Consider the following 15,249-nt stretch of genomic DNA (forward strand, 5'->3'; position numbering starts at 1 on the left):
TAATGAGCCGGGCTAACAACCAGCGAGTATGGCCCCGGTCACGAGATCAGCGTCTCGATGGGACCCCGCAGGAAGTAGACCACGAACAGGGCGGCGACGGCGTACAACAGGGGGTGAACCTCGCGGGCCTTGCCCTTGGCCAGCTTGATCAGGACGTACGAGACGATGCCGGCCCCGATGCCGTTGGAGATGGAGTAGGTGAACGGCATCAGCACGATGGTCAGGAAGGCCGGCACCGCGATCTCGTAGTCGGTCCAGTCGATGCTGCGCACCGCGGTCATCATCAGGAAGCCGACGATCACCAGGGCGGCCGACGCGGCCTCGAACGGCACGACGGTGACCAGCGGCGCGATGAACATGGCCAGCAGGAACAGGCCGCCGGTGACCAGGTTGGCCACGCCGGTGCGGGCACCCTCGGCGACGCCGGACGCGCTCTCGATGTAGGACGTGTTGCTGGAGACGCTGGCCGCGCCGCCGGCCGCGGCCGCGACGGAGTCGACGAGCAGGATCTCCCGCGTACGCGGTGGCATGCCGCTCTCGTCGAGCAGGCCGCCCTCCTGGCCGACCGCGACCATCGTGCCCATCGTGTCGAAGAAGTCCGTAATCAGCAGCGTGAACACGAACATCAGCACGATCAGCCAGCCGGCGCTCGACCACGAGTCGAGCACGTTGAACTTGCCCAGCAGCGACAGGTCGGGCAGGTCGACGATGGTGTCCGGCAGCTTGGGCACATTGAGCGACCAGCCGCTCGGGTTGGGCTTGCCGTCGACGAACGACGGACCGATCTTGCCGATCGCCTCGACGATGATCGCCAGCACGGTGGCCGACAGGATGCCGATCAAGATGGCGCCGCGGACCCGGCGCACGAACAGGATGATCGTCAACAGCAGGGCGAACACGAAGACGAGCGCCGGCCAGGTGACCAGGCGGCCGTTGATGCCGAGCCCGACAGGGACGGTGGTGCCGGCGGCGTCCGGGATGCGGCGCACGAAGCCCGCGTCGACGAGACCGATGATCGTGAGGAAGAGGCCGATGCCGACGCCGATGGCCGCCTTGAGCTGGGTCGGCACCGAGCGGAAGATGGTCTCCCGCAGGCCGGTCAGCACCAAAATGGCGATCAGCACACCCTCGATGACCACGAGGCCCATCGCGTCGGCCCAGGTCATCTGGGGCGCGATCTCGTAGGCCACCATCGCGTTGACGCCGAGGCCGGCGGCCAGCGCCAGCGGGAAGCGGGCGACCACGCCCATCAGGATCGTCATCACGCCGGCGACCAGCGCGGTCGCGGCGGCGATGGCGGCCACCGCCAGCTGCGCGCCGGTGGCGTCGGTGGCGCTGCCGAGGATCAGCGGGTTCAGCACCACGATGTAGGCCATCGTGAAGAAGGTCGCGAAGCCGCCGCGGACCTCCTGGCCGATGGAGGATCCACGGTCGCTGATGGAGAAGTAGCGGTCGAAGCCGCTGCGCGGGTGGTCGGGCGTCGTTGCCCGTGGCGTGGTCGGTGCCTCGGTCATGGCGGGCTCCACGGAGATCATCGATATGACCTGGGCATATTGCCACAGCCGGTGTTTCACCGAAAGATCTTCCTGGTTACCCTTTTCGAGTGGCTGACCAGCAACAACCACGGGTGGCGCCGCTCGACCCGCCGATGACGCCGTTCGCGGTGGGCGGGATGGTGGTCTGGGCCGTCGTCGGCCTCGTCGTGCTCGCCTTTTTCCGCGATGGGCGCGAAAACTGGCTGTGGACCTGCCTGGCGGGCTTCCTGCTCGGCCTGCCCGGCCTCGCGGTCATGATCCGGCACGACGCCAACCGCCGGCGCCGGCTGGCCGCGGCTCAGTCGTCGACCGACTCGACCTCGCCGTCGTCGTAGACCGTCGGCAGCTCGTCAGGCGCTGCGGCGGGAGTCTCGGCGAGCGCCTCGGAGTGCGCGCCGCAGCCGTGGTCGGCGCTGACCGCCCGGCCGTCGTCGGGGGCGAACATGTTGCCGCACACCCCGAACGCCTGGCGCAGCGCACCGGCCAGCGGCAGATAGAAGCCACAGCTCAGGCAGCGGGCGGCGGCGGGCGCGGCGGTGGAGATGGCGGCCTCGGGGCCGTGGTCGCCGTCGTACCACCGCTGGGCGGTCTCCTCGCGACCCTCCTTGGACATCACCCGCGGGCGGCCGAGGCCGAGCTCCCAGGCCACCTCGTCGACCGCCGGGTCGTCGGAGAGCGTGTAGCCCGGCACCAGCCGGTCGTCGTCGGCCGGGGTCAGCAGCAGGTCGCCGACACCGAGGTCACCGGGCTGGAGCCGGTCCTGCCAGGGGACCCAGCTCGGGGCGAGCAACGCGTCGGGGCCGGGCAGCAGCACGGTCTCGCAGACGGTCACGTGCTTGCTGCGTGAGACGCGGGTCACCGTGACGCCCCAGCGCCAACCCCGATATCCGGGGGTTTCGCAGGCAAAGTAGTGGGTGACCAGCCGCTCGCCCTCGGCGACGGCCTCGAGGTGGGGACCCACCTCGGAGGGGTCGACCTCGGTGACCGCCGCCCGCGCGAGGTCGACGGCCGCGGCACAGACCTGGTCGAGCTTCGCGGATCGCACGGCGGCACTCCTGGTCACCCGGACATTCTTCACTACGCGTGTGGGCCTCCGACACCGGGATGGGAGAGGATGGGGCGCATGCCGTTGATACGCCGCACGGGGTCGACGCTCGGCCGGTTCGTCGGCTCGACCGTCAAGGGCGGCCGGCTCGTGAGCCGGGGTGTCCGCCGCGGCGTCGGCACCGCCCGCTCCAAGGGCGCCCGGGGCGAAACCGGCATGATGCGCCTGTTCGACCTGCACGCGGCCTCCTGTGCCGGCGACACGTTGATCACCATCGGCCTGGCCGGCACCATCTTCTTCGACGTCCCCCTCGGCGAGGCCCGCACCAAGGTCGCGCTCTACCTGCTCGTCACGATGATCCCGTTCGCCCTGCTGGCGCCCGTGGTCGGCCCGCTGCTCGACCACTTCCGCCACGGCCGGCGTTGGGCCCTGGCCGCCACGTTCCTCGGCCGGGCCTTCCTGGTCTGGGCGGTGGCCGACAACACCGACTCCCTGGCCCTCTATCCGGCGGCGTTCGGGGTGCTCGCGCTTTCCCGGGCGTACGGCGTGGCCAGATCCGCGGCCGTCCCCCGGCTCCTGCCCGAAGGGCTCGGCCTGTCCCAGGCGGGCGCCCGGGCCAGCATCTACGGCACAGTGGCGGGCGCGATCGCCGCGCCGATCGGCGTCGCCGCGTTCGCCATCGGCCCCCAGTGGCCCCTGCGCATCGCCGCCGTGATCTTCCTGGTCGGCATGGTGATCTCGCTGCGGCTGCCCGGCCGAGCCGACGCCGACCCGCCGGAGCAGGTGCCGAGGCCGATAGCGGCCATCTTCGGCGCGCTGCGCCGCAACGGCGACCGGCCGCTCTCCGGGCGCCTGGTGATCGCGACGCTGATCGGCAGCGCCACGCTCCGCGCGTTCTACGGCTTCCTGCTGCTCTTCCTGGCCTTCGCGGTCAAGGGCGGCTATCTCGACACGACGCTGTTCGGCCGCGACCTCAGCGACGGGATGGCGCTGTCCGTGATGGGCGCCGCGCTCGGCGTCGGCACGTTCCTGGCCACGGCGCTGGGCACCCGGCTGCGCATCCACCGGCCGGTCGCCCTGCAGTCCAGCGGCCTGATCATCGTGGCCGGCCTGGCCGTGCTCACCACGATCGGCTTCTCGCTGGCCATGGTGGCGCTGCTTTGCCTGGTCACGGCCGTGATGAGCGGCATCGCCAAGCTGTCCGGCGACGCGACGATCCAGGAGCGCGTGCCGGAGCGGCTGCGGGCCAGCGCGTTCGCGCACTCCGAGACCGTGCTGATGCTGGCGTTCGTCGCGGGTGGCGGGCTCGGCCTGATCCCGGTCACCGGCCGGGTCGGCATCGGGCTGCTGGCCGGCCTCGCCGCGCTCGTCGCCCTGCGCTCGGTGCTGGTCGCCGGCCGGTTGCGCAAGGAACGGCTGCACGGCCGGTTCGACGTGGAGGCGACCCCGGACGACCCGGAGCCGGTGCCCGCGTCGCAGGACGGCCGGCCCGCCGCGCCGCACGGGCCACGCGCCGAGCCGCGGGCTCCGGCCACGGGTCAGCCGCCGCGGCCGCGCGCCGAGGCGCCCACCGCCGAGTTCCCCAGGTCGAGCCGGCGTGGCTGGTGGCGGCGGTCGCGGCCCGAGCGCCCGGACGCCACCAAGCCGATGCCGGCCGCCGCCGAACAGGCCGACGGCACCACCCAGACCGTGGTGGCGCCGCCGGGCTACCACGTCTATCGCCCGAGCAACCCGGTCGACGGCCCCGGCGAGGACCCCTGGCGCGACACCGCCGGCCCACCGGCGTGACCGGCGGCACCGCCGCCCGCGGAGCGCGTCTGCTGTTGGTGACGGCTGTCGAGGCCGAGGCTGATGCCGTTCGGGGCGGGCTCGACGGGCGGGTCGCCGTCGCGGCCGTGGGTGTCGGGCCGGCCGCGGCCGCTGCCGGCACCGCTCGGCTGCTGGCGCTGGCGGAGGCGGGCGGTCGCCCGTACCACGGGGTGATCTGCCTGGGGATCGGCGGCGGGATCGCGGGTCGCGTCGAGATCGGTGGCGTGGCGATCGCGACGCGCAGCGTGGCCGCCGACCTGGGTGCCGAGACGCCCGACGGGTTCCTGTCGATCGACGACCTCGGCTTCGGATCGGCCCGGGTCGACGCGGACGCCGGTCTGGTCGCCCGCCTGCGCGCGGCGCTGCCCGACGCGGTCGCCGGCACGGTGCTGACCGTGAGCACCGTCACGGGCACGGCCGCGTCAACCGAGGCGCTCGTCACCCGTTTCCCGGACGCGGTGGCCGAGGGCATGGAGGGCTACGGTGTCGCGTGCGCGGCCGCCGGCCTGCCGTTCGCCGAGGTCAGGACGATCTCCAACCTGGTCGGTCCGCGCGACCGGTCGGCCTGGCGCATCCCCGCGGCGCTCGCCGCCCTGACCGGGGTGGGCCGGACGCTGGGGTTAGCGTGACAGGCATGGCGCTCTCGCTGGCCTTCTCGCCGTGCCCCAACGACACGTTCGTCTTCTACGCGCTGGCGCACGGCCTGGTGCCGGGTGCGCCGCCGGTCGAGGTGACCTACGCCGACGTCGACGTGACCAACACGGCCGCCGAAAAGGGCGCGTTCGACCTGGTCAAGGTCAGTTACGCGGCGCTGCCGTGGCTGATGGACGACTACGAGCTGCTGCCCTGCGGCGGGGCGCTCGGCCGGGGCTGTGGGCCGCTCGTGCTGACCCGGCGGGACGGCCCGCGCGACCTCGACGGCGCCCGGGTCGCGGTGCCCGGCGACCGGACCACGGCGTACCTGCTGTTCCGGCTCTGGGCCACAGGGCAGCAGCCGGCGGCGATCGACGTCGTGCCGTTCCACGAGATCATGCCCGCGGTCGCGGCCGGGACCTACGACGCCGGCCTGGTCATCCACGAGGCCCGGTTCACCTATCCGCGGCACGGGCTGACCGCGCTGGTCGACCTCGGCGAATGGTGGGAGGGCGACACGGGACTGCCGATCCCGCTGGGAGCGATCCTGGCCAAGCGCGGCACCGTCGACCCGGCGGCCGCGACCGAGTGGGTACGCGACTCCGTGCGCCAGGCCTGGGCCGACCCTTCGGCGAGCCGCGCCTACGTGCTCGCCCACGCCCAGGAGATGGAGCAGGCCGTGGTCGACCAGCACATCGCGCTCTATGTCAACGAGTTCACCGAGGACCTCGGCGCCGAGGGCCGCAAAGCCATCGACGCCCTCCTCGGCCGCGCCGCCGCTGCGGGGCTCGTTCCTCAGATCTCCAGTTCGCGGGCGACCGCGTGGAGCAGCTGAGCGACCTGCTGGGCCGTCTTCTTGTCAGGGAACCGGCCGCGGCGCAGGTCGGGCTGGACCCGGGCCTCGAGCACCTTGATCATGTCTTCGACCATGCCCTGCAGCTCTTCGGCGGGGCGGCGGCGGAGCTCGGCCACCGACGGCGGGGCCTCGAGCAGCTTGACGCCGAGCGCCTGCGCGCCCTTGCGGCTGTCGACCACGCCGAACTCGATGCGCTGGCCACCCTTGAGGTCGGTGACGCCGGCTGGCAGCGCGCCCTTGGGCAGGAACACGTCGCCACCCTCGTCACTGGTGACGAACCCGTATCCCTTGGTCGCGTCGAACCACTTCACTCGCCCGGTCGGCACTGCAACCTCACTGAATCGCACCTGACTTGCTGACGTCACAAGGCTAGCTGGAGCAAGCCCGGAAGCGCCGCCGAGAATTCCCGGAGATCGGTCAGAACCAACCGGGCGCCGGCCGTCTCCAGCTCTTCGGCGGAACACGGGCCGGTGGGGACACCGACGCCAGGGACGCCGGCGGTACGGGCGGCCACCATGTCGGCGACGTGGTCTCCCACGTAGACCCCGCAGCCGTGCGCGGTGATCGCCGTCGCCTTGCCCTCGGCGAACAGGTCGCCGGCGACCGCGTCCACGGCGAGGCCGAGCTGGCGCAGGTGCAGCTCGGCCAACCGGCCCAGCTTCGACGTGACCACCACCACACGGCCGCCGAGCTCGTGCACGGCGTCGACGGCGGCCCGGGCGCCCGGCAGCAGGACGGTCGGTTCGATGGCGTGCACCTCGTACAGCGCGCGGTAGGTCGTGACCGCTTCCTCGAGCTCGGCCGGCGGGAACCAGTTGGCCAGCTCGGTCCGCAGCGGTGGGCCGAGCCGCGCGATCGCGGCCTGGTCATCCACATAGGTCCCGGTGACGGCGGTCAGCTCGCGGAAGGTGGCGGCGATGCCGGCGCGGGTGTCGGCGAGGGTCATGTCGAAGTCGAAGCCGACCGCTGGGGTGGTGATCACCTGCCCGATAGTCGCACACGCTCGGCGCACGCTGGCCGGCCGTATAGCGTGGGAAGGCGATGACCACCATGCTTGTCGACCATCTCCGGTCGCTGCCCGACGAGACGCTCGCGGCGTTGCTGCGCATGCGTCCCGATCTGGTCGTCCCCGTGCCGTCCGACCTCAACGCGCTCGCCCTGCGCGCCCAGTCGCGGATGTCGATCGCGCGCGTGCTCGACGGCTTCGACCGGTTCACGCTGGAAATCCTCGACGCGGCCCGGCTGAGCCGTGGGAGCGACGACGGCACGACGAGCATCGAGGCGATCTTCAACCTGGCGTCCGGGGTCGACCGCCAGCTCACCCGGGCGGCGATCGACCGGCTGCGCGCCAGGTTCGTGCTCTACGGGCCGGAGAACGCGCTGGCCATCGCGACCGGCGTCGACGAGGTGTCCTCGCCGTACCCGGTGGGTCTCGGCCGGCCCGCCGCCCTGCTCGACGCGTCCGCCGCGGAGCTCGTGGCCGACCCGGCCCGGCTGCGCCGCACCGTGCTGGCCGCGCCGCCGCAGGCCCGGGCCGTGCTCGACCGGCTCGCCGCCGGGCCGCCGGTCGGCACGTTGGCCGGCGGTGGGGACGCCGGCTCCCCGGTGCGCTGGCTGGTCGACAACGCGCTGCTCGTGGCCGTGCCCACCGGCGGCTTCGAGCTCCCGCGCGAGGTCGGCCTGCTGCTGCGCCGCGAGACCGGCCCGCTCGGCACGCTGCACCCGGCCCCGCCGGCGCTGGGTGCGGCCGCCCGCGAGCCCAAGGCCGCCGACTCGGCCGGCGCCGGCCAGGCGATGGACGCGGTGCGGCACACCGAGGCGCTGCTGCTGGCGCTCGAGGCCGAGCCGGCCACCGTGCTGCGCTCCGGCGGGCTCGGCGTGCGCGAGCTGCGCCGGCTGGCCCGGTCCGCCGGTGTCGACGACGGGATCGCGGCCACGCTGCTGGAGGCCGCGTACGCCGCCGGTCTGGTCGGTGAGGCCGAGGCGCACGCCGCGCCGGTCGGCCGGCCCGCGCCCGAGACCCAGGTGCTGCCGACCGCCCGCTTCGACGCCTGGCGGGCCTCGTCGATCGCGCGGCGCTGGACCGACCTCGCGACGGCCTGGCTCACCATGACCCGCCAGCCCGGCCTGGTCGGGCAGCGCGACGAGCGGGACCGACCGATCACCGTGCTGGCGCCCGAGGTCGAGCGGTCCGGGGCGCCCGCGACCCGGCGCACGGTGCTGGGCATCCTGGCCGGCCAGCCACCGGGCACCGCGCCGACCGCCGACGAGCTGCTAGCCCGCCTCGACTGGGAGGCGCCGCGGCGCACCCGGGGGCGGGAGGGCGCTTATCGCGAGGTGCTCACCGAGGCCGCGCTGCTCGGCGTCACCGGCCTGGGCGCGCTGACGGCACCGGGCCGGGCGTTGCTCGCGGACGACGCCGCCGAGCTGGGCCACGACGAGCGGGCCGCGGCCGACCCGCTCGGCATGCGGGCCGAGGGCGACCGGGCACCCGACGATCCGCCGAGCGCGATCAAGGTGCTCGACGCGCTGCTGCCCGCGCCGGTCGACCATTTCCTGCTGCAGGCCGACCTGAGCGTCGTCGTGCCCGGGCCGCCGGAGCCGGAGTTGGCCGCCGAGCTCGAGGTGGTCGCGGAACCCGAGTCGGCCGGCGGCGCCAGCGTCTATCGGGTGACCCCGGAGGCGGTGCGGCACGCGCTCGACACCGGCTTCGCGGCCGACGATTTGCACGCCCTGTTCCGCCGCCGGTCGCGCACGCCGGTGCCGCAGGCGCTGACCTACATGATCGATGACGTGGCCCGCCGCCACGGCGGCCTGCGCGTCGGCGGGGCCGGCTCCTACCTGCGCAGCGACGACGAGGCGCTGGTGGCCGAAGTGCTCGCCGACCGGCGGCTGGCCACGCTGGGGCTGCGCAAGCTGGCGCCGACGGTGCTGGTCACGCCGATGCCCAGCAACCGGCTCCTCCAGGAGCTGCGGGAGGCCGGCTACGCACCGGTGCCCGAGGACGCGACCGGCGCGACCGTACGCAGCCGGGCCAAGGTGCGCCGCGCGCCGGCCCGCGGCACCGGGTTGGCCCGGCTCGGCGCGGCCGGCGCGGTCGACGCGATCGCCGGCGTCCAGCTGACCCCGCCGCGGCTGCTCGGCATCGTGGAGTCGATTCGGCGTGGAGACGCGGCGGCCCGCACCGCCCGCCGGGCGCCGGCGGCGGTCCGCCGCACCGGCAACGGCTCGGGCCCGGTAGCGGTGCAGACCCACACCCAGGCGCTGGCGGTGCTGCAACAGGCGATCCGCGACAAGGCGCTGGTCTGGGTCGGCTACGTCGACGCCCACGGCGCCACCATGTCGCGCCTGGTTCGCCCGGTCTCGATCGGCGCGGGCTATCTGCGGGCCGAGGACGAGCGCACCGAGATGCTGCACACCTTCGCCCTCCACCGCATCAGCGCCGCCGTCCTCGACTAGCTCGCGCTGCGCGACCCAGCCACCGCGGACCCGGCCACCGCGCGGACCCAGCCACCGCGCGGACCCAGCCACCGCGAACCCGGCCACCGCGGGGACCCAGCCACCGCGCGGGCCCGGCCACCGCAGACCCGGCCGACGCGCGGAACCCAGCCACCGCAGACCCGGCCACCGCGGACCCAGCCACCGCGCGGACCCGGCCAACGCGCGGACCCAGCCACCGCGGACACGGTCAACGCGCGGACCCAGCCAACGCGCGGACCCGGCCACCGCGCGGGCCCGGCCGCGGTTCGGCGGCCGGGCACCGAAGCGGGTTGGCGTCAGTCGCGGGCCGCGACCAGGCGGATCGCGGGGGTGCGGGTGGCCGACAGCGTGGTGAGCACGCTGGTCAGGCCGACCACCACCACGCTGAGCGCGACCACACCGCCGAGCATCGTCCAGGGAACACTCACGACGCTCACGCCGACCAGGTCCTTGACCGCGGACGCCATCCCCAGCACGCTGCCCGTCGCGGCCAGCACCCCCAGCAGCACGCCGATCGCGACCACGGCCAGCGACTCCGCCAGCGCCGAGACCACCACCTGGCCCCGGGTCAGGCCGGTGACGCGGGCGGCCGCGAACTCGGCCCGGCGGTCGGACGCGGCGATCACCACCGCGTTGGCCATCGCGATCACCGTGTAGACCATCGCCATGCCGATCAGGGCCACCATGATGTGGTCGCTGATCTCCTGTTGCTCGGAGCTGTAGGCGTCGACCCACTGCGCGGCCGTCGACACCTGGCCGAGCCCGGCGAGGCCGGCCGCCGCCGCGGCCGGATCGTCCGCCCGCACCACGTAGTCGCGGGGTCCGGCCGGCATCAGGTCGGCCGGCAGCAACGCGGCCGGGCCGGCCAACGTCTCGGGCAGCAACGCGACCACCCGCAGCTCCGCCGGGCCGCCCTCGATGCGCACCGGCACGTGGTCGCCGACCCGCCAACCGGTGGCCGCGCTCGGCGTCAACGCGATCGTCGCGCCGTGCAGGTCGGCCAGCGCACCGGCAGTCGGCGTCACCCGGTGAGTCTCCACATAGGCAGCCGGATCGACGGCGATGCCGTTGGTGGACTCCCACTCGAGACCGTCCTCGTCGGCCTCGCCGATCTCGAAGCCGACCGGCGCCTCCTCGGAGACGGCGGCCACGCCCGGCACCGCGGCGACCTGCTCACCCAGCGGCCGGTCGGCGGCGAGCACGTAATCGGCCCGCAGGTCGCGGACGATCTCGCCCCGGCCGGCCTCCGACAGCGTGCCGGTCATGCCGGCCATGCCGACGACGAAGGCCACCAGCACCATGATCGGGGCGGCGGTGGAGGCGCTGCGGCGTACGCCGGTGCGCAGGTTGGCGTGCGCGAGCCCGCCCAGCCGGCCCCGGAACAGCGCCCCGAACGGCGCCGCGACCAGCGGGACGACCAGCGGCGCGAACAGCGCGAACGCGGTGACCAGGGTGAACGTGGCGTTGACGGACAGCGGCAGCGCCCCGTCACCGCCGACGGCCGGCACCAGGATCAGCAGCGCGATGCTGCCGGCGAGGAAGAACAGGCCGAACACCCAGCGGGACGCGGTCATCACCTTCGCGGCCGCCCCGAGGTCGCGCAGCGCCTCCAGCGGGCGCACCCGGGACGCCCGGCGCGACGCGGCCAGCACGCCGAGCACCGCCACCCCGATGCCGGTGCCCACCGACACCCAGACGATCCAGGAGCGCCACTCGCCGGTGAAGCCGGGCGGCGCGAGCTCGAACGAGGTCAGCATCCGACCCTGCAGCCGCATCACGGGCAGGCCGAGAACCACGCCGAGGGCGGAGCCGATCACGCCGAGCAGCAGCGCCTCGCCGACCAGCAGCGTGCGCACCTGGCCGCGGCCCGCGCCGGTCAGCCGGAGCAGGGCCAGGTCACGGCGCCGCTGCGCCACGGTGAACGCGAACGTGGAGCTCACGACGAAGATCGCCACGAAGAAGGCGAGGCCGAGGGTCATGCCGAGCAGCGTGATCGCCGCCGTGTAGCCGTCGTTGATCGCGCGGGCCTCGGCCGCCGGCAGCCCGGGCGGCGCCTTCGCGGTGGCCGCCGAGACCAGTGTCAGCAGCGACGACTGCACCAGCGCGACACCCAGGCAGACCGTGATGATCGCGCCGAGGAAGACCGGCCAGCGGTCGCGGAACGTACGCAACGCCATCAGCAGCACGGCTCAGCCCTCCCATCGGGCGAGCCGGTCGGCGACCTGCCGGGTGGTCGGCCGGTCCAGCGTGTCGACCACCCGCCCGTCGCCGAGGAAGACCACCCGGTCGGCGCTCGCGGCGGCGGCCGGATCGTGGGTGACCATGACGATCGTCTGCCCGCTGCCGTCGACCATCGCCCGCAGCATGCGCAGCACCGTGCGCGCGGACGTGGTGTCGAGGGCGCCGGTCGGCTCGTCGGCGAAGAGCACCGCCGGCTTGGTGACCATCGCGCGGGCGATCGCGACCCGCTGCTGCTGGCCGCCGGACAGCTCGGCCGGGCGGTGCCGCACGCGGTCGCCGAGGCCGACGGCGTCGAGCACGTCGCGCACCTCGCGCCGGCGCGGTCGACGGCCGGCGAGCCGCAGCGGCATCGCCACGTTCTGCTCGGCGGTCAGCGCGCCGATGAGGTTGAAACTCTGGAAGACGAAGCCCACGACGGTACGGCGCAGCCGGGTCAGCTCGGCATCGGAGGCGTCGGTGATGTCCTGGCCGGCGATGGCGACCCGGCCGGCCGAGACCCGCTCGAGCCCGGCGGCGCAGTGCAGCAGCGTCGACTTGCCGGACCCGGAGGGGCCCATCACCGCCGTCCACGAGCCCGCCGGAAACGAGATGTCCACATTGTCCAGTGCGCGCACGGTCGCGGTCCGCGCCCCGTACACCCGGGTGACTCCCTGAAGTTCGACCGCCGACGCGGTCGTGACCATCGTGTCCACGCCACCAATTCCACCGGTCGGAGCGCCGCGAATCAGTCACGCGGACCGGCCTCTTGGGGGTAGGGCTGACCTAACCGCGGGCGCGCCGGATGCTGCCGACGATCGAAATGATCAGCAGCGTGGCGAAGCCGGTGCCGGCGGACTCGCCGATCGAGTTGATCAGGCCTTGCCGCTGCACCAGCCAGCCGTAGAGGAACCAGGCGAGGAGCAGCACGGCGATCAACGCGTACGAGACGACGGTCAGCCGGGAGACCGGCGCCGCCTGGTCGGGCTCATCGATGGCCATTCACAAAGCGTGACATCGATCCGCCTCGGCGGCTAGGTGCCGGGGCGCCGCCCGTACACGTGGACCGGGGTGCCGTTCTTGCCCATGTCCCACAGTTTGCGGGCGTCGGACGGGAGCAGGTTGACGCAGCCGTGCGAGCCGATCGCCATGTTGTGGATGTAGGTGGTGGTCTCGTGGAAGCCCATCCCTGCGGTGAAGTGCTGCCAGTAGGGCAACCACACCTCGTACGGGTCGGACCACTCCTTGATGTTGCGGAAGTTGACCTTGTAGTTGCCGGCCGGGGTCTGGAAGCCGCCCGCCATGCCGGTGCGGGTCACCGTCGGCCCGAGCACCACCTTGCCGCCGCGGATGGCCAGCACGGTCTGGTTGGTCAGGTCGACGCAGAAGGTGAGCCCCGAGCCGGCGCGGCACTTTCGCGGGTCGGTGGCGGCGATGCGCTTCGCCACACTGGCGGTGGTCGGCCCGGCGCGGCCCTCGGCCGGCTGGATGCCGAAGCGCCGCTGGAACGCCTTGATCGCCTTGCAGTCCGCAGCCGACTGCTTGCCGTCGATGACGATCGTCCCGAACGTGCCCAGGTCGGCGAGCGCGGTCTCGACCTCGCGCTGCCGCTCACCCGTTGGGCACCCGGCCGGCTTGGGCTTCGGCTTCGCCGCGGGCTTGGGCTTTTGGGTGGTTTGGCGGGGTTTAGGAGTCGGTGTGGTCGGGTCCGGCGGGCCGCTCGCCCCCGTTCCGCCCGTCGCGCTCACCGGCACCGGCTCCCCGCCCGTCGCCGTTGGTTGCGACGGCGCGAACGTGCACGCGCCGGCACCGACCACCGTGACGACAGCGACGGCAACGAGACGCATGGTCGTTGAGCGCACACCGTGCATCGAGCCCTCCCCAGAGCTGTCGTCGCTACATAGACGTACGGCAACCCGGGATGGTTGCGGATCCCTTCACCTTTTCTTCGGGCACCCAGCTTCCGTGCAACACTGGAGGGTCGCCTTCCAGACCTTTCGGGGAGTGCCCGCGTGAACGACGGCCCGTTGATCGTCCAGTCCGACAAGACCCTGCTGCTCGAGGTCGACCACCCCGACGCGCTCGCCTGCCGGATGGCCATCGCGCCGTTCGCCGAGCTCGAACGCTCCCCCGAACACGTGCACACCTATCGGCTGACCCCGCTCGGCCTGTGGAACGCGCGCGCCGCCGGCCACGACGCCGAGGGCGTGGTCGACGCGCTGATCAAATATTCCCGCTACCCGGTGCCGCACGCGCTGCTGGTCGACGTCGCCGAGACGATGGACCGCTACGGCCGGCTGCAGCTGGTCAACCACCCCACCCACGGCCTCGTGCTGCATGCCACCGACCGGGTGGTGCTGATCGAGGTGGCCAAGAGCAAGAAGCTGGCCGGGATGCTCGGCGCCAAGCTCGACGACGACACCATGGTCGTGCACCCGTCGGAGCGGGGCCGGCTCAAGCAGGCGCTGCTCAAGCTCGGTTGGCCGGCGGAAGACCTGGCCGGCTACGTCGACGGCGAGGCGCACCAGATCGACCTCGCCCAGGACGGCTGGCACCTGCGGTCCTACCAGGAAGAGGCGGTGCAGTCGTTCTGGGCCGGCGGCTCGGGCGTCGTGGTGCTCCCCTGTGGCGCCGGCAAGACGCTGGTCGGCGCGGCCGCGATGGCCGAGGCCAAGGCGACCACGCTGATCCTGGTCACCAACACCGTCGCGGGGCGGCAGTGGAAGCGGGAGCTGATCGCCCGCACGTCGCTGACCGAGGAGGAGATCGGCGAATACTCGGGCGAGCGCAAGGAGATCCGCCCGGTCACGATCGCCACCTACCAGGTGCTGACCACGCGGCGCGGCGGCCAGTTCAGCCACCTCGACCTGTTCGGCGCCCGCGACTGGGGTCTGGTCATCTACGACGAGGTGCACCTGCTGCCCGCGCCGATCTTCCGGTTCACCGCCGACCTCCAGGCCCGCCGGCGGCTCGGCCTGACCGCGACCCTGGTCCGCGAGGACGGCCGCGAGGGCGACGTGTTCTCGCTGATCGGCCCGAAGCGCTACGACGCCCCGTGGAAGGACATCGAGGCCCAGGGCTGGATCGCCCCAGCCGAGTGCACCGAGGTGCGGGTCACCCTCACCGACGAGGAGCGCATGTCGTACGCGACGGCGGAGACCGACGAGCGCTACCGGGCCGCCGCGACGGCGCGCACCAAGCTGCCGGTCGTGCGCGCGCTGGTCGACAAGCACAAGGGCGACCAGATCCTGGTGATCGGGGCCTACATCGAGCAGCTGCACCAGATCGGCGACTACCTCGACGCGCCGATCGTGCAGGGCGCCACCACCAACAAGGAGCGCGAGCGGCTCTTCGACGCGTTCCGCTCCGGCGAGATCCCGACGCTGGTCATCTCGAAGGTCGGCAACTTCTCCATCGACCTGCCCGAGGCGGCGGTGGCGATCCAGGTGTCGGGCACGTTCGGCTCCCGGCAGGAAGAGGCGCAGCGGCTGGGCCGGGTGCTGCGCCCCAAGTCCGACGGGCGGCAGGCGCACTTCTACACCGTGGTGTCCCGCGACACGATCGACACCGAGTACGCCGCCCACCGGCAGCGATTCCTGGCCGAGCAAGGCTACGCCTACACGATCGTGGACGCCGACGACGTGCTCGCCTGATATCGACAACGGGCGGGCCGG

At 73.3% G+C, this 15,249-nt stretch carries 14 protein-coding genes; 6 read left to right on the forward strand and 8 right to left on the reverse strand.

Features of this window, described 5'->3' with window-relative positions:
• Nucleotides 1-38: 38 nt before the first annotated feature.
• The gene (locus O7635_RS06560; protein ID WP_278079521.1) at nucleotides 39-1,514 is read right to left on the reverse strand and encodes an NCS2 family permease; all 1,476 of its coding nucleotides are present in this window, start codon (nucleotides 1,512-1,514) and stop codon (nucleotides 39-41) included.
• Nucleotides 1,515-1,603: 89 nt separating this feature from the next.
• On the opposite strand from O7635_RS06560, the gene O7635_RS06565 reads away from it, so the two are divergent.
• Nucleotides 1,604-1,870 carry a DUF2530 domain-containing protein gene (locus tag O7635_RS06565; protein ID WP_278079522.1) on the forward strand — a complete coding sequence of 89 codons (267 nt, stop codon included), beginning with the start codon at nucleotides 1,604-1,606 and terminating at the stop codon, nucleotides 1,868-1,870.
• Here O7635_RS06565 and O7635_RS06570 read toward each other — a convergent pair.
• Nucleotides 1,834-2,580, reverse strand: coding sequence for a DUF3027 domain-containing protein (locus O7635_RS06570; RefSeq protein ID WP_278079523.1), 747 nt, complete (start codon nucleotides 2,578-2,580; stop codon nucleotides 1,834-1,836). The two genes, O7635_RS06565 and O7635_RS06570, sit on opposite strands and share 37 nt — an antisense overlap.
• A gap of 78 nt (nucleotides 2,581-2,658) precedes the next feature.
• Here O7635_RS06570 and O7635_RS06575 point away from each other — a divergent pair, with 78 nt between their 5' ends.
• The 3 genes from O7635_RS06575 to O7635_RS06585 are packed head-to-tail and all read left to right on the forward strand — an operon-like array spanning nucleotide 2,659 to nucleotide 5,857.
• Nucleotides 2,659-4,368, forward strand: coding sequence for an MFS transporter (locus O7635_RS06575; RefSeq protein ID WP_347405262.1), 1,710 nt, complete (start codon nucleotides 2,659-2,661; stop codon nucleotides 4,366-4,368).
• Between the two features lie 29 nt (nucleotides 4,369-4,397).
• Nucleotides 4,398-5,018 (forward strand): futalosine hydrolase, encoded by a 621-nt coding sequence (locus O7635_RS06580; RefSeq protein ID WP_278085382.1) that lies wholly within the window; start codon nucleotides 4,398-4,400, stop codon nucleotides 5,016-5,018.
• Between the two features lie 5 nt (nucleotides 5,019-5,023).
• Complete coding sequence (locus tag O7635_RS06585; RefSeq protein WP_278079524.1) at nucleotides 5,024-5,857, forward strand: 1,4-dihydroxy-6-naphthoate synthase; 834 nt, start codon at nucleotides 5,024-5,026, stop codon at nucleotides 5,855-5,857.
• Here the strand turns inward: O7635_RS06585 and O7635_RS06590 are convergent.
• Both O7635_RS06590 and O7635_RS06595 read right to left on the reverse strand, forming a co-directional pair.
• Complete coding sequence (locus O7635_RS06590; RefSeq protein WP_278079525.1) at nucleotides 5,818-6,204, reverse strand: cold shock domain-containing protein; 387 nt, start codon at nucleotides 6,202-6,204, stop codon at nucleotides 5,818-5,820. The two genes, O7635_RS06585 and O7635_RS06590, sit on opposite strands and share 40 nt — an antisense overlap.
• Nucleotides 6,205-6,239: 35 nt before the next feature.
• Nucleotides 6,240-6,857, reverse strand: a complete 618-nt coding sequence (locus O7635_RS06595) for an HAD hydrolase-like protein (RefSeq protein WP_278085383.1) — start codon at nucleotides 6,855-6,857, stop codon at nucleotides 6,240-6,242.
• Between the two features lie 62 nt (nucleotides 6,858-6,919).
• On the opposite strand from O7635_RS06595, the gene O7635_RS06600 reads away from it, so the two are divergent.
• A complete protein-coding gene (locus O7635_RS06600; RefSeq protein WP_278079526.1) occupies nucleotides 6,920-9,337 on the forward strand; it encodes a helicase-associated domain-containing protein in 2,418 nt (805 codons plus the stop codon).
• 317 nt (nucleotides 9,338-9,654) lie between these two features.
• On the opposite strand, the gene O7635_RS06605 is transcribed toward O7635_RS06600, so the two are convergent.
• From O7635_RS06605 to O7635_RS06620, 4 genes are all read right to left on the reverse strand, one after another.
• Complete coding sequence (locus O7635_RS06605; protein ID WP_278085384.1) at nucleotides 9,655-11,535, reverse strand: ABC transporter permease; 1,881 nt, start codon at nucleotides 11,533-11,535, stop codon at nucleotides 9,655-9,657.
• Nucleotides 11,536-11,547: 12 nt separating this feature from the next.
• A complete protein-coding gene (locus O7635_RS06610) occupies nucleotides 11,548-12,282 on the reverse strand; it encodes an ABC transporter ATP-binding protein (protein WP_278085385.1) in 735 nt (244 codons plus the stop codon).
• Nucleotides 12,283-12,361: 79 nt separating this feature from the next.
• The gene (locus tag O7635_RS06615) at nucleotides 12,362-12,577 is read right to left on the reverse strand and encodes a hypothetical protein (protein ID WP_278079527.1); all 216 of its coding nucleotides are present in this window, start codon (nucleotides 12,575-12,577) and stop codon (nucleotides 12,362-12,364) included.
• 32 nt (nucleotides 12,578-12,609) lie between these two features.
• Nucleotides 12,610-13,422, reverse strand: a complete 813-nt coding sequence (locus O7635_RS06620) for a L,D-transpeptidase family protein (protein WP_278079528.1) — start codon at nucleotides 13,420-13,422, stop codon at nucleotides 12,610-12,612.
• 165 nt (nucleotides 13,423-13,587) lie between these two features.
• Between O7635_RS06620 and O7635_RS06625 the strand changes: the two genes are divergently transcribed.
• A complete protein-coding gene (locus O7635_RS06625; RefSeq protein ID WP_278079529.1) occupies nucleotides 13,588-15,228 on the forward strand; it encodes a DNA repair helicase XPB in 1,641 nt (546 codons plus the stop codon).
• Nucleotides 15,229-15,249 lie beyond the last annotated feature (21 nt).

It is taken from the genome of Asanoa sp. WMMD1127, assembly GCF_029626225.1.
Classification (GTDB): domain Bacteria; phylum Actinomycetota; class Actinomycetes; order Mycobacteriales; family Micromonosporaceae; genus Asanoa.